The following is a 19,313-nucleotide window of genomic DNA, read 5'->3' on the forward strand; positions in this document are numbered from 1 at the left end:
GTTATTTATTTTAATCTGTTTACTTTTTCCTGGAGCTTTTCAGAAATATCAAGCAACCATTCTAACTGGCCTGTTATCAGATATGCCTCCTGAAGCAAATACCTGGTCTTTCGCTCTATGTTTCTCTTACCAGCTTCGATCTCTTTGTCTCTTTCCTCGGCCAATAGATCAAATTTCTGATGGAGCGACTTGGCTGCATTTGAAATTTGCGGATCAATATTTTGGAGAAGCTTCTTTCCTTCCAGGATATTGATCGTATTATTTAAATTGGTTGAGATCGCTTTATAAAATATTTCAAAATCTGATGAGGCCCTGGTAGTGGGATGTGTTCTTATATAGGTACCCATTGATGCCAGGGCCGACAGAAATGTCTGATTCAGTTCAACGATCTCATATATGAGCCCTAATTTTTTTTGACGGGATTTAGGTTCCTGTGTCATCCTCTGAAAAGACGCACTAAGAGTGCCCATCTCGAGAAATGCTTTTTTCCGGCTAAGTTTATATGAAACGGGGAGTTTATCTTTTTTATGGTAAAACCAGTCTATTTCAGAAAGATAAACCTGATTGGCTTTTACCGAATCAGCAATAACCTTGTTTATATTCTGCAACTCCCATTTTGGCCAGAAGATAAGATTACCAAGAGCCGCCAGCCCCGCACCTACTATGGTATCCAGTATTCGATATTGTATTACATCAAGAACATCAGGTTTTAAAAGAGCATAGATAAAAATAATACTTAGGGTTATAAATATGGCTGCAGTTGTGTAATTACGCTGAATGAGCGAAAAGGCCAGTGTAAGAGACAACAAACCCAATATTGCATAGACAGTGCTGTTTTGAGTAAGAAATACTATTGCGATCGCAAGAGCTCCACCTATCAGGGTACCAACTATACGTTTCCTGGTCCTTTGTTTGGTAAGTCCATAATTGGGTCTCATTATTACTATGATGGTGAGAAGGATCCAGTAAGAATTCTGAACCGAAAAATAAGCCCCTACCAGATATCCAATAAGTACCACCACAGATAACCTTAGAGAATGTCTGAAAATCCCTGAATCAAAATTGAAGTTGGTCGCCAGGGTCCTGAAACTATAATCCTGATGGCTTAAAAACTTTCGAAATTCTTTTGCTTTATAGACCAGTTTATTGTTCACTTCCAGATTACGGAGAATGCGATCTATATTATTTAATTTCTGAGCCTGTTTTGACTGATAATCGAATAGATTCCTCAATAAGAGTAAGGCCTCTCTCTTTTGACTTATATCAACCTTATCCCTCATGTTAAGAAGGACTTCTTTTGTGGATCTAACATATTTTGGAATCACATTTTCCGGAACCTCGGAGTTTTTGTGAAGGGCGGAAGCAACCTGGTCTAACTGCTCTGCCATTTTGAGGGTTAACTGGGTAAATACATCAAGTTCTTCCCGGTGATCTTTAAGACCTTCTTTCATCTTCTGGTATTCCAAAGGATTTGCCATCGCCAGTTCAAGGATATCTACCAGGTCTATAAAAATGAGCAACCTGTTTCGGGTATAACCAGAATTTCCGGAAGATCTGCGGGAGCTAAGCAAAATTTCGCGAAGGCGCTCATGACGTTCATTAAGTTCTCCCTGTTTTATAAATATCTCTTTTTGCAATTCTTCCATATCTGAACTCTCACTTAAGAGTCCTGACCTTAGCCGTAGATATTCAGCTGTTAGTTCCATGGTTTCGGCAAGCAGCTGTTCTGTGGCACGCTTGGGCCTTATAAAATACCAGCTTAGACTTATCAAAAGATACCAGAGTCCTCCAGACAATATAAGCAATGCTTTTTGCCATATTTCAATTCCTGAAGAAATATTGGCAAAACTTAATACAACTGCAAGAAGACCAGAAAATGTAACCAGTGAAGCCCTGAAACCATAAACTGATAAATATGAAACTCCAAACATCATAATTAACAGCATTGGAATTACCGTCCATAAAGAACTACTCGCATAACCCGCGATCAAAAAAGAAAGGCTTCCCAGTAAAGCTGCAAATAAAATTCCTAAGACCTTATGTTTAAAACTGCCGGGCACATCACTTGGAGAAGACAATAGACAGCCCATCGCAAGACCTATCCCTATCTCAAGTTTCCCCGCGTTTGAAAAAATTGATATTGGCAAAACAATGGCAATAGTGAGGACGATAGCCTTTGAGAAATCGGTACTCCTCAGGAACTTTATAAAATCGTTTTGATATTGCTTAAGTCTATTGGTCAAATTTCGTGTGTTTCAGGTCGTGAAATTACAGGATTAGCTGCAATAAGCTCAAAGATTAATTCAAATATCAGGATTTAAGGAGAAATTGGCATATGTTATTTGCTGAATGCCATATTTCACAGTAATTTCAAAAGAAAAATTCAGGAAATGAACGATCAGATTATACTTAAAAACAGACCAAAAGGAAAACCTTCAGAAGATAATTTCGAGTTGCAGGAAATTGAAACAGGTAAACCTAAAGCAGGAGAAGTGCTTCTGGAAAGCAAATATATTTCGGTAGACCCCTATCTAAGAGGAAGAATGCGAGATGAGGAATCTTATATAGAACCATTTAAGGTGGAAGAACCGATAGAGTCCATGATCGTGGCAGAAGTTACAGATTCCAGAAACCCAAACTTTTCAAAAGGAGACCATGTTATTGGAATGCTTGACTGGAAGAAACTACAGATCAATTCCGGTGAAAATCTTAGAAAGGTAGATAAATCCCTTGCCCCTCTTTCAGCTTATCTTGGAGTTTTAGGACTTACTGGACTAACCGCTTTTCTGGCTCTTGATAAAATAGGTGACCTTAAGTCGGGAGAAACTTTACTGGTCTCTGGAGCAGCAGGTGCAGTGGGAAGCATTGTTGGCCAGATAGGAAAAATTAAAAAGTGCAGGGTTGTGGGTATCGCAGGTAGCGATGAAAAAATAGAACATATCAGGAATAGATTCGGTTTTGATGCAGGCATTAATTACAAGGATACTAAAGATATGACCAAGGCTATAGCTGAAGCATGCCCTGATGGAGTTGATGTTTATTTTGATAATGTGGGCGGAGAAATCCTGGATGCTGCGTTACAAAATATAAACAAAGCTGCACGCATCATCAATTGCGGAGCTATTTCGATCTATAATTCTACCGAAGTTCCTATGGGGCCAAGACCTGAAGGTATTCTTATCAAAAAATCGGCACTGATGCAGGGATTCCTGGTTCGTGATCATATTAAGGATTATGAAAGAGCCATCCAGGAACTGGCAGGTTGGTTGAAAGAAGGAAAACTTACTTATGATGAAACCATAATTGAAGGATTTGATAAAACGCCTAAAGCCTTTATTCAGCTTTTTGAAGGCCGTAATATTGGTAAAATGCTGGTGAAAGTCTAAGCAAAAAAGGTCCGGAAATATTCCGGACCTTTTAATTTTTTATTGTCTAATTTATTGAGCCTGCTCGGTAGGCATTATATAAACATCATTTATATTCGCTCTTTTAGGCTGGGAAAGCGTATACGATATAGATTCAGCAATATCTTCAGCCTGAAGCGGGGTCATATCCTCAAAATTTGAAAGCAGTCCCTCTTTGATCTCATCATCAGTTATTGTCTGTGTCAACTCGGTTTCAACAAATCCGGGCTCAATTGAGGTTACATTGATATTGAAATTAGGAGCTAACTCCTGTCTTAAGCCCTCCGAGAACATTTTAACAGCAGCTTTAGTCGCGCAGTAAACTGCACCTCCGGGATAGATCTTACGGCCGGCACTGGAAGATATATTAATAATATTACCGCTCTTCTGTTCCATCATAGTAGGCAGAACAGCTGAAACACCATTAAGCACTCCTTTAATATTTACATCAACCATTTTATCCCATTCATCTGTATGCAGATTCTTCACATATGAAAGTGGCATTAGCCCGGCGTTGTTTACTAACGCATCAATACTATTAAATTCACTTTTGGTCTTATCCACTACCTTTTGAAAATCCTCTTTCTTCGTAACATCTCCTGCTACTACCAGGGCTTTCCCTGCATTTTCCTTATCGATCTTAGATTTAAGTTCCTTCAGCCTCTCCTCTCTTCTTGCCGTTAATACCACGTTAGCTCCTTCTTTAGCAAGCTTGAGTGCCGTTGCCTCTCCAATTCCACTTGAAGCTCCAGTGATAATTACGGTTTTTCCTTTAATACTCATTTCTTATTTTGTTTTTGATTCTCTCAAAAATACTGCTTTGAAAACCGAAAAGCTGAGCAATATCGGGCTTTGTAATGATTTTAACCCCTGTAACCCGCAGGTGTTAATTTTTTAAATATTGTTTAAATAAAAAAACCGGATCAGGCGTGATCCGGTATTATTAAAAAGGGAATAAATTTTTATTTTTTGGGAGGTTGCGAAGGTCTTACTTCGATCTTACTTGGCAAGGTACGCGGATTCATTTTCAGCAGATCTCCAACCAGTTCCCCTATGTCTTCGATCTGTATCTTCCAGGCATCCTCTTCGGTAGGTTCATTATCATTAAAGTAGGTAGCCACAGAACCAGGCATGATAGTGCTTACCTTCACTCCTTTATCCCTCAGGTCCAGCATTACAGCCTGGGTAAATCCGGTAAGACCAAATTTACTGGCGTTATAAGCCGCTCCACCAGCAAAGAAATTGGTACCGGCAAGACTCGAGATGGTAATAATGTATCCTTCTGATTCCTTAAGAGCATCCACGCAGGCTTTGATACTGTAAAAAACTCCGGTAAGGTTGGTGTCTATCGTTTCTTTCCACTGGTCTGTAGTAAGATCTTCAACCGAACCAAAATGACCAATCCCTGCGTTTGCTACAAGTACGTCCAGCCTTTTCCATTTGTCCAGTAATTCATTTACAACTTTCTTCTGACTTTCAAAGTTCCTGACATCAGCCTCAAGACCAATGATCTCTCCATAATCAGAAAGTTTATCGGCTGCCTTCTCGGCTGCAGATAGCGATCTGCTGGTTACCGCCACTTTATATCCCATTTGCAATAAAGTTTTGGCAACACCATAACCTATTCCTTTACTTCCTCCGGTTACCAGAGCTGTTTTATTTTCGCTACTCATAATTTATTTTTTGATGATTAAAGCTACTAAAGACGCTTATCGTGCTGAAATTAAAAGCTCTAAGATTCTGTTAATTTTAAAGGTTAAATACTTTATAAAACCGGATAAAAATCTTTTATAGAATCTTAAAAAAACTAACTTTGTCATCGTAAAAAATTAAGCTGTTCGTAATTGTAGTATCGAATATTAGCACTCACCAAAATTAACAGAGATACCTTGGAAAATATAAAAGCACAGAAGCTATTAAATAAGATACAGCGCGACCTAATGCGCAATGGTATAATCATCAATACTCTTGTAGAAGATCTAAAAGAATTAAGGAAGCTGGTTGTTGAAGAAAATATTCCTTTGCTAGCTAAAGTTATTAGGTTAACATATGAGCATATTGATGAGAATGAAGGCTTTTTAATAGCTATTCCTGAAGATGAACCATTGGAAGATGAAGCTGAAACTGAAGTAGCTGAAGAGGTAACAGGACAGGAAAGTTTAGAATATATGTTTTCCCTTATGGCCGACCATTCAAATAAACTTAATGAAATGGAGCTTCGGGAGTATGTGAAGGCTTTAAAAGAACATGCCGGAGAAGACTATTAGACAGTTTTCTTTGATCATATCTACCCTACTTCAGCCCAAAGACTTCTGAAATTGCTATAAAAGAATTTTAAATTAATGAAAGAGAAAGCGAAATCTAAAAAGAAGTCGCGAATCCGTTTGTTGCATCAATATTACCATTATACAGGCTTTTATTCCTTTGTATGGAAAAGCTTAAAAAAGGCTGTATTACCAATTTTAATTTTTGTTGGAGCATTATGGGCCATAGATCATTATCTTCTGGATATTGAAGATATGCTGGTTACGATTACCCAAACCTATGCTCCATTAGAAGTTCTTGGTATTTTCTTTTTATCTGAATCTCTCCTGGGGATTGTTCCTCCCGAGTTGTTTATCGCCTGGGCCGGAAAATCTGTAAGCCCTTTCATATACCTAAGCCTTCTTGCCACGGCTTCTTATCTGGGAGGTATCGTTTCCTATTTTATGGGAGTAGGTATTACAAAAATACCCGCCGTTCATGAAGCCATGGAATCCAAAATGGCCAAACATATTAAGAATACCAGAAAATGGGGTGGTTTTCTAATAGTGGTAGGAGCTTTACTACCTATTCCATTTGCAATGACCAGTATTGCTGCAGGCATTATCAGGTTTCCATTTTCCAGCTATCTAATCTTCGGAATGCTGAGATATGCTCGATTCTATTTGTATTCCCTTGTAATTTTTGAAATGGTTTAACTATTAAGTTTCTTAATTTTTAAACTTTTCATAAGGCTTAAGGTTAAGAGCCGTATATATTCTATATTGGATTAACCAACCAAAATTCACTGCATGGATTCAAAGATCCAGAAAATGGCTCGTACCGGTTATATCGCCAAGGGAATTGTATATGCTATTACCGGGATCCTTACATTATTGGCTACGCTCAATATGGGTGGTAAGCAATCAGGAAAAACAGAGGTAATAGAATTTCTACAGAAACAGGCCTTTGGAAATGTGCTACTTGTTCTATTAGCTGCTGGTTTTCTTTGCTATGTAGGCTGGAGATTTGTTCAGGCTTTCATGGATCCTGAAAATATAGGCAGTGATGATAAGGGAATACTGAACCGAATAGGTTTTTTCATCAGTGGTCTTATATACCTTTCCCTGGCTGGTTTTACCATTAAAAAGTTAATCGATGCCGGATCATCGGATGGTGATGAAATGACATTTGCAATTCTATCCGGAAAATTCGGGGTGTTTGTTTTTGTTGTCGCAGGACTTTCTTTCGCGGGAAAAAGTATCTACCAGTTCAGAAAAGCATTTTTAGGAAACTTCCTGAAAAAATTTAACTATAAGTCGGTAAAAGACCATACAAGAAGAATGATCATCAAAAATACGGCATACCTTGGTGTTTTTTCCAGGGGTATTGTTTTTGGCGTACTCGGTTTTATCTTTCTTAGGGCAGCATATTACTCTAATACCACTGAAATAAAAGATACGAATGATGCCTTTTCTTTTTTAAGCCACTCTTATGGCGCGTGGTTAATGGGCATAGTCTCTGCCGGATTTGTTTGTTATGGCGTCTTTATGTTTGCAACTGCTAAATACAGAATTTTTAATGTGTAACTAATTAAAACCAATAGATATGTCTTTATTAACCATTATTTTAAATATCCTTTTACCCCCATTGGCGGTATTTCTGAAACATGGGCTTGGAGTTACCTTTTTAATAAGCCTCCTGTTAACTGCACTTGGATGGATTCCAGGAGTGATTCACGCCTTCCTGGTAAATGGAACCAGATAAAACTAAAAATAAGCAGTCTCAAAACACTTTGGATCGTCATCCTGAATTTATTTCAGAATCCCAACATGTTTAATGGCTGATTTCAGTAAGTAGCTGAAACAAGTTCAGCTTGACGAAATTGAAATTTCTGAGACTGCTTATTATATGGAAAATAGTTAAATGTCTTCTTCCTCTCTCTTCTGAACAACTTTCTGCCATTTCCAGGCACTCTCCAGCGCTTCGTCAAGTGACCGACTTGCTTTCCAGTTAAGTTCCTCATTAGCTTTGGTAGTATCGGCATAAGCCGCAGTAATATCACCTTCTCTTCTCCCAACTATTTTATAAGCTAAGTTTTCACCCGTTACCTTTTCAAAAGATTTTACGACTTCTAATACCGAGTTTCCTTTTCCTGTTCCCAAATTAAAGACTTCATAATTCTTCTTTTCCTTATCTTCCAAAAGCCTTTTCAAGGCATGAACATGAGCCTCGGCAAGGTCCATAACATGTATATAGTCCCGTATCGCGGTTCCATCAGGAGTTGGATAATCATCTCCAAAAACAGATAGTTCCTCTCTTTTACCTATCGCGGTTTGAGTGATGAATGGAACAAGATTTTGAGGTACACCTATTGGCAATTCACCAATTTCGGCCGTAGGATGAGCTCCTATCGGATTAAAATATCTCAGTGAGATAGCCTTAAATTCAGGTTTTGTCTTACAGGTATCCTCTATGATCTCCTCTCCTATCTGCTTCGTGTTTCCGTATGGGGATTCCGCTTTTTTTACCGGGGCATCTTCGGTAATCGGTAATTCATCCGCCTGTCCATATACGGTACATGACGAACTGAAAATAAAATTAGCTCTATCATTTTTATATAATTCCTGTAACAGGTAAACAAGGCTTGATATATTGTTCTCATAATACAGAAGAGGCTTATTTACACTTTCTCCTACAGCCTTGGATGCCGCAAAGTGGATAACTCCATCAATATCCGGATGTTTTTCAAAGAAGTTCTTTACAGCCGATTTCTCGCGAAGATCAATATTTTCAAATTCTGGAGTCTTACCGGTTATCTGGGTGATTCCCCCTAGCACATCAAGAGAAGAATTAGAGAGGTTATCTATAATTACAACCTCGTATCCATCTTCCTGAAGTGCCACAACAGTGTGTGAACCAATAAAACCAAGTCCACCGGTTACCAATACTTTTTTCTTACTCATAATTTACTTTTTCAAGCGCAAATTAATGAAAAAGGGCCGATCCTAAAATATTATTCATGTAAACTTTACGCTTATTCTATTCCTATACACTGTATGTCAAGTCAGTTTAATGATTATCTTTGAAGCAGATTTTTTTTAAGCATGACAGCAACACAGAGCAAACGTTTATTTAAGTGGGTGAGTCTTTTGGAAGGCCTATCTTTTTTATTATTATTATTCATCGCGATGCCGCTGAAATATTTTTTTGAAATGCCTCAAATGGTCTCCCATGTGGGAATGGCCCATGGCATACTTTTTATAGGTTATATCGCTTTAGCTCTCTTACTGATAAGGCCTATGGAATGGAACTTAAAACAAACAGCATTAATTATGGGATGTTCTCTTATCCCATTTGGTCCCTTTTATGTTGAAAAGAAATATCTTTAATACATGAATATAAAGGAAGGATTAAAAGATCTTATCTGTTTTTTTGAAGAATTCTTTATAGCACATGGAATGAATGAGGATCTGGCTATGTACCTGAACCTCCTTCTAAACCTGGTGGTGCTTACTCTTATTGTAATTGGGCTGAATTACCTAATCAAAAACTTCATTATAGAAGCTTTTAAGGTCTTCACCAATAAGACTAAAACAACCCTGGATGATTTCCTTATCAAGAGTAATTTCCCCAGGTATGTAGGGCGGTTTTTACCCTTATTCGTTATATATGAGACTTTTCCCCTGATCTTTTCGGAGTTTCCCGAGGTACTCGAAATCTTCTATAAACTTGTTGATATTTATGTAATCATCCTGATTGTCTGGATTTGCCGAAGTGTTTTAAGGTCTACCAGGAATTATCTGAAAACCAGGGAAGAATTTAACGACAAGCCCTTAGAAAGCTTTAGCCAGATCATTATGATCTTTATCTGGATCATTGGCTTTATGTTCATATTTTCCAGGCTTTTTGACAGATCGGTCTTAGGTTTTGCTATTTCCTTAGGTGCTGCATCGGCAGTTATCCTGCTTATATTCAAGGATACTATCCTGGGTCTGGTAGCTTCCATCCAGGTTTCGGTGAACGATATTGTACGTATTGGAGACTGGATCTCTTTCGAAAAGTTTGGAGCAGATGGTACGGTAACCGAAATCAACCTGGCAACAGTCAAGGTTCAGAACTGGGATAATACATATACCACGATTCCTACTTACAGCCTTATTTCAGACTCGTTCCAGAACTGGCGTGGAATGCAGGAATCTCCAGGAAGACGAATCAAACGTTCCATTTTGATCAAACAGAACTCGGTTAAGTTTTTGAATAAGGATGATATTGAAAAGTTCAAAAAGATAAAACTGATCGCTCCCTATCTTGAAAATCGTCAGGCTGAAATAGACAAATTCAATGAGAGCAATAATATTGATAAAAGTCTCCTTATTAATGGTCGTAATCAAACAAATCTTGGAGTATTTAGAAAATATATCGACTCATATTTACATGAACATTCTGCGATCCATAAGGAAATGTATCTTATAGTAAGACACCTGGCCCCAACAGTGAATGGGATTCCTTTAGAGATACTTTGTTTCAGCAGGGATAAACGCTGGGAAAATTTTGAATATATCGCAGCTGATATTTTTGATCATGTGATAGCCGCTGTCCCCTACTTTGACCTAAAACTATTTGAAGCTCCTTCGGGCGATGATATTCATAGTTTTCTGGAAAGGAATGAGCAGTCTTAATAACCTAATCCAACCAAAACTATGAACTTAAAATCATTTCTTCAGGGCTTCGGTATCCTGGCTGTAGTAATAACCTTGGTTCCCCTTATCGCAGCTGATTTCTGGTGGATAAGGATATTTGACTATCCGCATATAGAGCTAACCCTTCTTACACTTACTGCTATAGCAGCTTATTTTTTGAGATTTGAGATAAAGAACTGGAGGGATTATGCTTTTATTACAGTACTCGTGGCCTGCTTCATATACCAATTCGGGAAAATATTCCCTTATACACCATTTTCTCCTTTAGAGATAAATGAACCAACAGCAGATGTTGATAATTCCACAGGCTTTAAGATCCTAACATCAAATGTGCTTCAAAAAAACAAGATAAGTGACTCACTTATCGCAGAAATGAAAAGAGTTAAGCCAGATATTGCTGTTTTTACCGAAACCAATACAAGATGGCAGAATGAAATAAATGAAGGAATTGGTAAGGATTATCCTTACAAGGTGGAAGTTCCTTTACCAAACACTTATGGAATGCTCCTCTATTCCAAATTTGACCTAATAAATCCAGAGGTGAAATTCCTCGTAGACGACAGTATCCCTTCAATACATACCGAAGTACGCCTAAAGTCTGGAGACAGGGTCCAGTTACACGCTATACATCCTACTCCACCAATGCCGCAACATAACCCTTCGTCTACTGACAGGGATGCTGAAATGATGAAGGTCGCTTTACAGGCAAGAGATTCAGAATTACCGGTACTTGTAATTGGTGATTTTAATGATGTCCCCTGGTCACAAACCGTAGGTCTGTTCAAAAATGTTGGAGAACTGCTGGATGTTAGAGTAGGAAGAAGTTTCTATAATACTTTTGATGCCACCAGTTTTATTATGAAATGGCCTCTGGATCATATATTTGTGACAGAAGAATTCAGAGTGAAATCTATTTCCAAGGGTTCTTTTATCGAGTCTGACCATTTCCCTTATTATGCTGAACTTTATCTTCAACCGCAATTGGCAAAAGAACAGAAGCCTGATAAGGCTACCAAAAAGCAGGTTGAGAAAGCCAGAAAGCAAATAAATGAAGAGCAAAAGGAAGACGCTGAAAAAGGCCAGAATCACTAATCCAAGAAGTATTAGTTTATTTTAGCCTGTCCTTAACAAACTCTACTTCTGTTTTTCCGTGAGGTTTGGGTTTTCCTTTTTCATCGAGAGCAACCATCACGATCTTATCAATGGTGATTATGGTTTCCCTTGTCATTTTGTTTCTAACCTCACATTTTAAGGTTATGGAAGCGGTTCCAAATTTCACAACCTCGATACCAATTTCAACAATATCTCCCTGATGAGCCGAACTTCTAAAGTCTATCTCACTCATGTATTTAGTAACTGTCTTTGGATTTTCCAGCTGGACTATGCTATAAAGCGCGCATTCTTCATCTATCCATTCAAGTAGCCTGCCTCCAAACAAAGTTCCATTGGGATTAAGGTCTTCAGGTTTTATCCATTTTCTAGTGTGAAATCTCATTTTTTATTTTAAAATTAAAGAGAAAACCTGAGGAAATAAAAAGGCTGAGATAGATTTATCAGATTCGGAAAAAGCGAAATTAAATCTGATAAATTAGAAATTAACCGCAATTTTATTACGAAATCAGAATCATAAGAATTGCTGTGCCACATTAATGATCTCATCATGATCAAAGGCCAGATCCATATTATGTAATTTTTCAATGGCAAACCATTTGGCATCTTTAGCATCATCTGAAGGCGTTAAATCTTCCTCACAGAAAATACGACTTAAAAAAGCGATGGAGATCGTACGTCCTCTCGGATCACGCCCTGGCTTGCCAAAAGCCTGAACCTGTTCCATAGATTCTACTTTTACACCAGTCTCTTCTTGTAATTCACGTTTAGCCGCAGTTTCCAGGTCTTCTCCCTCTTCTACAAAACCACCGGGTAAAGCCCATTGATCTTTAAAGGGATCATTTTTCCTTTGAATAAGTAATACTTTAAACTTGTTGTTCACTTTACAAAAAACTACACTGTCTACTGTAATCGCTATATTTTGTTCTGCCATTTTAATTCAATGTTTTTGGAATTAATAAATCGGTATTAAACCTTTTATTGAACTTTTCAATAAAATAAGCCGAAAGAAGTGGTGAAGCTTCCTCAACATTTTGGTGTACAAAGAAATATACGTTTTTTAATCCTAACTTGCACCATTCTTCCAGTCTGTCCAGCCAGTCATCCAACCTTGTATAGTCAGTTTTATGATTAGCTCCGTTATATCTTATAAAGGCCGAATCTGTAGTAAGCCTCATATGAAGAAGGTCCCTTCTACCTGCAGATTCTGTGATAATATGGGTTATATTATATTCTTTCATCAGCTCATTCAGTTCACCTGTTGCCTTTTCATCCTTATACCAGTCCGCATGCCTGAATTCTGCAGATAGAGGGATCTCCTTTGGCCAGTGTTTAAAAAAGCTCTCTACCCTCTCCATGTTTTTAGGTCCAAAATCATCCCTAAGCTGTAAAAAACACATCCCCAGTTTTTCCTTTAAAGGAAGAAGATTGGTCACATAATCATCGGTAAGCCTTTCTGTTTCATTTAGTCTTTTAATATGACTGATGATCCGAGGAACTTTTGGAAAGAATTTAAAATCACCTTCAGCCTTCTCTTCCCACTTTGCAAACTGTTCTTCGGGAAACATTCTGTAAAATGAGGCATTTAACTCTATAGAGTTGAATTGGGTACAATAATATTGAAGTTCATCTTTGGTGCCCCTTGGATAAAAATTCTTAAGATCTGTTCTGTTCCATTTTGCGCAACCTACCCTCACATCGGTAAATTCAGACTTTTTAAATTTTTTTAATACTTCTTTGGTCTGTTTATGGGTTGGCGGCAATGTAAAATCGATATCGCCTGGGTTATCTACTTTTCCGAATTTCATGTGACATCAGGTGATTTCTTATTTAAAAAAAACGGTTTTCTTATTTACAAACTCCCTGATCCCATCCTCAGAAAGCTCCCTACCATATCCGGAAATTTTTGTTCCTCCAAAAGGAAGTCGCGGGTCACTTTTTACAAGTTCATTTACAAAAACAGCACCATCTTCAAACTCGGGAACCAGATTTTCGGCAAACTCCATGTCTTCTGTAAAAATAGAAACCCCCAGTCCAAATTTAGATAAATTGACAAGATCTATGGCCTCCTGATCTTTTTTGAAAGTAGTCACTCCAATAGCAGGTCCAAAAGTCTCCTCGGTGAACATTTTCATATCCGGGGTTACGCCTGTTAGAATCGTAGGCTCCAGGTATGCACGGTCTCTTTTTCCTCCAAGAATGATCTTCGCACCGTCTTTCACAGAGTCCTTTATCTGTTGTTCCAGTTCTTCAGCCAGATCTTCCCTTGCAAGTGTTCCGATAAAAGTATTCTCATCCAGAGGATCTCCGCTCTTTAATTCCCTTACCTGTCTTACGAACTCATCCATAAAGTCATCGGCAATACTATCATGAAGTATCAGCCTTTTCCCGGCAATACAACTCTGACCTGTATTCTGAAACCTCGCCATTACACAGGTCTTTACACTTTCTTCAATATTAGCATCCTTAAAAACTACTAGGGCATTGCTTCCTCCCAGTTCCAGAACTGACTTCTTGATCTCATCACCGGCTGTTGAAGCGACCGCGGCTCCTGCTGGTTTACTACCTGTTAGTGTCACGGCTTTAACCCTGGAATCCCGAATTATATCCTCTATTTTACTGCTGCCAAGCACAAGGTTCTGAAAACACCCGTCGGGAAAACCTGCTCTCTCAAATACCTTCTGAATATTATTGGCGGATCTCATCACATTACTCGCATGTTTTAAAATTCCGATGTTTCCGGCCATAAGGGCTGGAGCGGCAAACCTGAAAACCTGCCAGAACGGGTAGTTCCATGGCATCACGGCTAAAACAACCCCTATAGGTTCATAGCTCACATAACTTCTAGAAGCATCAGTTTTGATGGTTTTGGAGGATAAGTGCTTTTCGGCGTTCTCTGCATAATATTCACAAACCCAGGCACATTTTTCAATTTCAGCTATTGCCTGTTTTATCGGTTTTCCCATTTCAAGGCTCATATCCCTGGCATATTCCTCTTTATTCTTTTTTAGTTCAGCTGCAGCCTTGAGCATAAGTTCTGCCCGCTCCTTAAACGAGGTTTTTCTCCATTTTTTGAAGCGGTTATCGGCCTTTTCCAGAGCCTTATCTACTTCAGGTTTTGTTAGCTCTTTGAATTTCTCAAGTATTTCGCCTGTATATGGATTTTTGGATTCAATCATAGTAAAACAATCTTTAGCTTTTCTTTTAAATATAATAAGATGAATAGTAGAATTACTGGCGATTAAGACATATTTAACGGGGAATGTTTATAACCGGTGCACAAGTATGAATACGGCACAGTAAATGCGACTCTTTAATTGGTTATATTTAAGAAACTTTACTTGCCATGAATCCGAGAGATATTAACCTAATGGAACTCAGACCTGAGATTCCTTCAGCAAGGATTACAGAGAACATGAGTTCAGATGAGAGGTTTCAGAATGAAACACTTCGACCCGTAGCGAAACTACAGGATGATTTACTGGTGGCAGCTTTCCGGAATTATATCACCAAGCACAAGAATGCCTTTTATGATCTAAATCTTGAAAAAAGGTTGCTTTACATTGAAAATGCTATCCAGAAGGATATCAAGTTCAGGAATAGTCTTAAAGGGATGATCATTGGTCAGTTTACCCTTAAAGAATACGAAACTTACATTCAGAATTCTTCAGCGCTGAACAAGCGCATGATGAATATTGTAAAGGAAAGACTTCAAAGCAATATTCAGCTTTTAGAACGCGACCTGGCGTACTAGAAAGCCTATCAGAATTGTGATGGTAAAGCTCATAAGGGTTCCTATGAGCACATACTCGGTTTGCTTTCTCGCTCCGGTCTCCGATTTATCGCTGAAACGCAGAATGGATTTTGCAGCGATCAGAAAACCTATGGCTGAAAAATTCAGAGTGAGTATAAAAGTTAGTACAAGTACCCTTTCAAAGATTCCTATATACCGGCCAGCGGCATCCAGGCTGTTTCGCCTGAGATCATCCTCTACTTCGTTCTGCCATCTTTGAGTTGCTTTTCCTATGAGGAAACCAGCTGGAAAAATTATGACCAGATAACCTATTATTATTGCCATTACTGACTCTGAACTTAACAGATCGGATAAATATGGTATTATGCTTTGAAAATTAGATGTGATCCAAAGCCAGGCTAGCACTATGGCAAAAAGGTGCAATATCTGGTCTGATAAAAATATCTTCAGGCTGTCCCTGTGGAACTGTAATTTCCAGAGATCGGTAAAAAAGTGAGTGAAGCTTATAAAAACGGCCACATACCAGTACTCTATTCTCATCAGGAAAATTAAGGTAAGTACTCCTGCTATTATCGCGTGAAGGTACAGGAACTTTGAACGGCCTTTATTCCTCCGCTTATGTTTTACCCATTTTGTGGGCTGTATCACAAAATCGGTGATCACATGAGCAAGTAATAACTGTAAAAGAATGAGTATACTATTTTCCATTAGAAAAATGTTCGTTAATTACTTTCTTATAACGCGCTAGCAAAACATCGATTGCATCCCAGCCAGCAGCTTTCTTTCTTTGATTTACAGCAGACTGACTAATTCCCAGTTCAGCGGCGATTTCAGTTTCTTTAAATCCTTTCAAAAGATAATAAATAACTTCAGCAGACGCTGTACTCCATTTATCAGATAAGGTATCAAAAAGCAAAAAGGAAGCATCAAACTCTTCATTAATATTATCAGAAGGAGTCTTGAGTCTTAGTTTTCGGTTATATTTCTTCATTTCATCAAGAGTTCTACCCGATAACTGGAAGGCCTGGCCATTGGATTCCAATATCGAATCCCTTTTAAAATCATAGCTTCCAATACCAATTGCCATCTTTAGGTCTGCCTCCCGTTTAAAAGCCTTATTGCTCTCGCTGTCGTTGAGATGTAACCTGTTAATAGCGGTCTTTATTCTTAATGCAAAATGTAGCGCTTCTTGGGGTGCATATATGAGTCCCTGAAAGCTATCCCCCCTGTAAATCTCAAATTCTGATGCTGGATGAGTAAGTTTTTCCAGTTCTCTAAATTCCCTGTTAAGGGCACGAATAGCCTGTTCCAGTAATTCCTTTGAATAACTGGAGGAAGACAGGAGATCGGCTGATATTACTGCAATCATAAAACAAATATACAAAAAAATAAGTTTAAAAGCTTATAAGTACTAATTATAAGTTTTAAAGCTTATTTACAATAGATATAAGCTTTTATACTTATATTAAAAATTCATATTAAATATTTCCTAAATCTTCGGCAAGCCGCTAAAGCTTAATTAATTTTAGAATTCTAATGCGAGAATTTTGAAATATGGTAGCGAATAAAGAAGAATTATTTTACAAGTGTCTTGATACTGTTAACAGGCAGATCGATAAGTATAAAAATGAGATGGACCAGATTAGAGAGTCTATGGAGAATAATGATGCCCATACAGATTATGATGAAGATGATAGTAAGGGGCAATTACTGGGCGATTTTGAAAAATATGCCGAATACCTTGACAACTCAAGGAAAATGAAGGAGAAATTAAGCCGTATCGACCATAAACATTACAGTGAGCAGATAGATTTTGGAAGTGTAGTAGAAACTTCGGAAAACTACTACTTCATTTCGGCAGCACTGGGTAAGGTTGTTTTGGATGAAGGCAGTACGGTTTTTGCCATTTCAACCGAAGCTCCTATCTACCAGGAAATGAAAGGTAAAAAGGCCGGGGACAGTTTTACCTTTAATGGGAAAGAACACAAGATACTCGAGGTACACTAATTATTCGGGGTATTCGATACGCAAATGATAAATATTCTTAAGCTTACGTTTAAGGATCTTTTTCACCATCTGAATTTCCTTGAAGGTGATGTTCGAGTTCAGGAACTGGCCCTCTTCCATTTGCTTATCAATGATCTTCTCTACAAAATTATCGATGAGTACAGCGGTTGGTTCCTTTAGACTCTTACTTGCCGCCTCAACACTATCACACATCATCAAAATAGCGGTTTCCTTACTGAAAGGAATAGGACCCGGATATCGAAAATCTTCTGAAGGAGCGTTTTCATTAATCTCCTTCTCCTTCATATAGAAATAATAAACTGTCGTAGTCCCGTGATGCGTTCTAATGAAATCGATCACTCTATCTGGAAGATTATTCTTTTTTGCGATCTCAATACCCTTAATCACATGCTCAATAATTATCTGTGCGCTTTCTCGAGGAGATAATTCATCATGAGAATTTACGGAAGTCGTCTGATTTTCGGTAAAGTAAGTAGGATTATGCATCTTACCAATATCGTGGTACAGCGCTCCCACCCTTGCAAGCATGGCATTTGCATTTATTTCATTGGCGGCAGCTTCGGCGAGATTAGCCACATTGAGACTATGATGGAAAGTTCCGGGAGCTTTTTCTGCCAGTTCCTTCAATAATCTTGAATTGGTGTCCGAAAGTTCAAGAAGAGACATATCGCTTACCATGCCGAAGATCTTTTCATACACATAAATAAGCGGCTGAACAAATAGAGTTGCAAGCCCTCCCAAAATAAAAGTAAGAAATACCTCGGGCTTCATATCGTTTATATCTCCTTCCTGAATCACGGTAAATGCGAAATAAGCTACTATATACACCAAAGTGATCTGACCCACAGATATAAATAGATTAGCCCTTTTATACAGCTCACTAACCGTAAGTATGGTAACTATCCCCGCAATTATTTGAAGGAACATATATTCATAACTGTTAGGCACAATGAAGCCTAAAAGCAATACGGTTATTACGTGAGTGAACAAACCAAGCCTAGCATCAAAGAAAGCTTTTAAGGTAAGCGGAAGTATACACAAAGGAACCACATACACATAGTCAATATTAAAGTTGACCACCAGAGTGGTAAGCATCACCATAAAGATAATATTGAAGAATATGAAAGTGACCTTTACATTATTCTCAAAAACGCTAACCCGATATTTCCTCATGAAAAGAAGCAGCATCAATAGGGCCAGCGCAACCAGGGCACTGTAACCAACGATGATCCAGTTGTAGTTCGACTGGCTCCATACCTGTGACTCATATTCAGCTTTGAGAGAACGCAAAATATTATACTTATTTCCTTCAACCACCTCGCCTTTGGCTATGATACGGCTGCCCTGCTCTATTATTCCGCGGGTATATGAAATATTATTCAGCTTGCTCTCAAGTTCCTTCTGGGTTAGATTATTATTGAATGTGACATTTGGCTCCACCGAATTGAAGAATACTTCCAGCAATTCAGTTTTAAAGGAAGAAAAACCTGCATTAGTGATCTCATCATTTAAGAAACCTCGTATTTCACCCTGTTTCAGGATTCTTCTGTAAGCAACTTCCGAAGCTTCATTTCCTTTTAATAAATAAACCAGTTGATCTGGCTCCAGACGGTCACTTTCCTGCAGGAGCCCAAATTCATAGATCTTATCTACTGTTTCTGCAACAAAGTCATCTATAATAGTCTCATAGATATTCAGGGTTGAATCGGCGAAAACATTTTGAACTTCCTGTAAAGCATCTTCTTTTATTCTCCCAGGTTTTTCAGTGTCAAAATTATAATAAGGAATATGAGACCGGGAAATATCCTGCTTTTCTGCAGCGATCTCTTCATCGGTCTTAAGGATCGCAAAATCAAATGGCGCATATAGATTTTCATACTGCCAGGGTTTTCCCTTGGGGATATCATATTTGAATTTGCCTCCTTTTGGAAGAAGGTAAACGATTAAAACTGAGGTAAGCACAAACAGGAAAACCTTGTAAAAAAGCGCCTGATTTTTGTATAGCTTATTAATGAAATCGCTCATAAATATTCAGGTAATGCTCAAATGTAGTAAAAATAGGTCTGAATAAGC

21 protein-coding genes are annotated in these 19,313 nt (G+C 38.2%); 10 read left to right on the forward strand and 11 right to left on the reverse strand.

The features are described from left to right. Nucleotides 1–5: 5 nt before the first annotated feature. Nucleotides 6–2,243: an FUSC family protein gene (locus tag NE848_RS12375; RefSeq protein ID WP_252114027.1), complete on the reverse strand. Its 2,238-nt coding sequence runs from the start codon at nucleotides 2,241–2,243 to the stop codon at nucleotides 6–8. Between the two features lie 147 nt (nucleotides 2,244–2,390). Here NE848_RS12375 and NE848_RS12380 point away from each other — a divergent pair, with 147 nt between their 5' ends. Then, nucleotides 2,391–3,386 carry an NADP-dependent oxidoreductase gene (locus tag NE848_RS12380; RefSeq protein WP_252114029.1) on the forward strand — a complete coding sequence of 332 codons (996 nt, stop codon included), beginning with the start codon at nucleotides 2,391–2,393 and terminating at the stop codon, nucleotides 3,384–3,386. Nucleotides 3,387–3,437: 51 nt separating this feature from the next. Here the strand turns inward: NE848_RS12380 and NE848_RS12385 are convergent, their stop codons facing one another. Together NE848_RS12385 and NE848_RS12390 are read right to left on the reverse strand one after the other, a co-directional pair. Next, nucleotides 3,438–4,187 carry an SDR family oxidoreductase gene (locus tag NE848_RS12385; protein ID WP_252114031.1) on the reverse strand — a complete coding sequence of 250 codons (750 nt, stop codon included), beginning with the start codon at nucleotides 4,185–4,187 and terminating at the stop codon, nucleotides 3,438–3,440. A gap of 179 nt (nucleotides 4,188–4,366) precedes the next feature. Beyond that, nucleotides 4,367–5,077, reverse strand: coding sequence for an SDR family oxidoreductase (locus NE848_RS12390; protein ID WP_252114033.1), 711 nt, complete (start codon nucleotides 5,075–5,077; stop codon nucleotides 4,367–4,369). Nucleotides 5,078–5,293: 216 nt separating this feature from the next. Here NE848_RS12390 and NE848_RS12395 point away from each other — a divergent pair, with 216 nt between their 5' ends. The 4 genes from NE848_RS12395 to NE848_RS12410 all read left to right on the forward strand — a co-directional run bounded on the left by NE848_RS12395 (nucleotide 5,294) and on the right by NE848_RS12410 (nucleotide 7,412). Beyond that, nucleotides 5,294–5,671, forward strand: a complete 378-nt coding sequence (locus NE848_RS12395) for a hypothetical protein (RefSeq protein ID WP_252114035.1) — start codon at nucleotides 5,294–5,296, stop codon at nucleotides 5,669–5,671. Nucleotides 5,672–5,746: 75 nt separating this feature from the next. Next, nucleotides 5,747–6,364, forward strand: coding sequence for a YqaA family protein (locus NE848_RS12400; RefSeq protein WP_252114036.1), 618 nt, complete (start codon nucleotides 5,747–5,749; stop codon nucleotides 6,362–6,364). A 93-nt stretch (nucleotides 6,365–6,457) separates the two neighbouring features. Further along, nucleotides 6,458–7,234, forward strand: a complete 777-nt coding sequence (locus NE848_RS12405) for a DUF1206 domain-containing protein (RefSeq protein ID WP_252114038.1) — start codon at nucleotides 6,458–6,460, stop codon at nucleotides 7,232–7,234. A 19-nt stretch (nucleotides 7,235–7,253) separates the two neighbouring features. Continuing rightward, complete coding sequence (locus NE848_RS12410) at nucleotides 7,254–7,412, forward strand: YqaE/Pmp3 family membrane protein (RefSeq protein WP_131395330.1); 159 nt, start codon at nucleotides 7,254–7,256, stop codon at nucleotides 7,410–7,412. Between the two features lie 155 nt (nucleotides 7,413–7,567). On the opposite strand, the gene galE is transcribed toward NE848_RS12410, so the two are convergent. Beyond that, on the reverse strand, nucleotides 7,568–8,611 hold the full coding sequence (galE, locus tag NE848_RS12415) for a UDP-glucose 4-epimerase GalE (RefSeq protein WP_252114040.1): 1,044 nt from the start codon (nucleotides 8,609–8,611) through the stop codon (nucleotides 7,568–7,570). 141 nt (nucleotides 8,612–8,752) lie between these two features. On the opposite strand from galE, the gene NE848_RS12420 reads away from it, so the two are divergent. The 3 genes from NE848_RS12420 to NE848_RS12430 are packed head-to-tail and all read left to right on the forward strand — an operon-like array spanning nucleotide 8,753 to nucleotide 11,440. After that, nucleotides 8,753–9,037 carry a DUF3817 domain-containing protein gene (locus NE848_RS12420; protein WP_252114042.1) on the forward strand — a complete coding sequence of 95 codons (285 nt, stop codon included), beginning with the start codon at nucleotides 8,753–8,755 and terminating at the stop codon, nucleotides 9,035–9,037. A gap of 3 nt (nucleotides 9,038–9,040) precedes the next feature. Next, on the forward strand, nucleotides 9,041–10,327 hold the full coding sequence (locus NE848_RS12425; protein ID WP_252114044.1) for a mechanosensitive ion channel family protein: 1,287 nt from the start codon (nucleotides 9,041–9,043) through the stop codon (nucleotides 10,325–10,327). A 21-nt stretch (nucleotides 10,328–10,348) separates the two neighbouring features. Continuing rightward, nucleotides 10,349–11,440, forward strand: a complete 1,092-nt coding sequence (locus NE848_RS12430; RefSeq protein ID WP_252114046.1) for an endonuclease/exonuclease/phosphatase family protein — start codon at nucleotides 10,349–10,351, stop codon at nucleotides 11,438–11,440. Between the two features lie 16 nt (nucleotides 11,441–11,456). On the opposite strand, the gene NE848_RS12435 is transcribed toward NE848_RS12430, so the two are convergent. From NE848_RS12435 to NE848_RS12450, 4 genes are all read right to left on the reverse strand, one after another. Next, nucleotides 11,457–11,843 (reverse strand): acyl-CoA thioesterase, encoded by a 387-nt coding sequence (locus NE848_RS12435; protein ID WP_252114048.1) that lies wholly within the window; start codon nucleotides 11,841–11,843, stop codon nucleotides 11,457–11,459. 129 nt (nucleotides 11,844–11,972) lie between these two features. Continuing rightward, nucleotides 11,973–12,392, reverse strand: coding sequence for an NUDIX domain-containing protein (locus NE848_RS12440; protein ID WP_252114050.1), 420 nt, complete (start codon nucleotides 12,390–12,392; stop codon nucleotides 11,973–11,975). A 1-nt stretch (nucleotide 12,393) separates the two neighbouring features. Next, nucleotides 12,394–13,266, reverse strand: a complete 873-nt coding sequence (locus tag NE848_RS12445; protein ID WP_252114052.1) for a DUF72 domain-containing protein — start codon at nucleotides 13,264–13,266, stop codon at nucleotides 12,394–12,396. A gap of 18 nt (nucleotides 13,267–13,284) precedes the next feature. Next, on the reverse strand, nucleotides 13,285–14,637 hold the full coding sequence (locus NE848_RS12450) for an NAD-dependent succinate-semialdehyde dehydrogenase (RefSeq protein WP_252114055.1): 1,353 nt from the start codon (nucleotides 14,635–14,637) through the stop codon (nucleotides 13,285–13,287). A gap of 167 nt (nucleotides 14,638–14,804) precedes the next feature. Here NE848_RS12450 and NE848_RS12455 point away from each other — a divergent pair, with 167 nt between their 5' ends. Continuing rightward, nucleotides 14,805–15,212 carry a glyoxalase gene (locus NE848_RS12455; protein WP_252114057.1) on the forward strand — a complete coding sequence of 136 codons (408 nt, stop codon included), beginning with the start codon at nucleotides 14,805–14,807 and terminating at the stop codon, nucleotides 15,210–15,212. Here the strand turns inward: NE848_RS12455 and NE848_RS12460 are convergent. Next, nucleotides 15,189–15,920 (reverse strand): DUF3307 domain-containing protein, encoded by a 732-nt coding sequence (locus tag NE848_RS12460; RefSeq protein ID WP_252114059.1) that lies wholly within the window; start codon nucleotides 15,918–15,920, stop codon nucleotides 15,189–15,191. The two genes, NE848_RS12455 and NE848_RS12460, sit on opposite strands and share 24 nt — an antisense overlap. After that, entirely contained in the window at nucleotides 15,910–16,581 is a 672-nt protein-coding gene (locus tag NE848_RS12465) for a SatD family protein (RefSeq protein ID WP_252114061.1), read from the reverse strand. The genes NE848_RS12460 and NE848_RS12465 overlap by 11 nt, the downstream gene beginning before the upstream one ends. Nucleotides 16,582–16,766: 185 nt before the next feature. On the opposite strand from NE848_RS12465, the gene NE848_RS12470 reads away from it, so the two are divergent. Next, nucleotides 16,767–17,219, forward strand: a complete 453-nt coding sequence (locus NE848_RS12470; RefSeq protein ID WP_252114063.1) for a transcription elongation factor — start codon at nucleotides 16,767–16,769, stop codon at nucleotides 17,217–17,219. Here the strand turns inward: NE848_RS12470 and NE848_RS12475 are convergent, their stop codons facing one another. Next, on the reverse strand, nucleotides 17,220–19,265 hold the full coding sequence (locus tag NE848_RS12475; RefSeq protein WP_252114065.1) for an HD family phosphohydrolase: 2,046 nt from the start codon (nucleotides 19,263–19,265) through the stop codon (nucleotides 17,220–17,222). It lies immediately after the preceding gene. Between the last annotated feature and the right edge of the window lie 48 nt (nucleotides 19,266–19,313).

The sequence above is a fragment of the Gramella jeungdoensis genome, from assembly GCF_023805255.1.
Taxonomy (GTDB): domain Bacteria; phylum Bacteroidota; class Bacteroidia; order Flavobacteriales; family Flavobacteriaceae; genus Christiangramia; species Christiangramia jeungdoensis.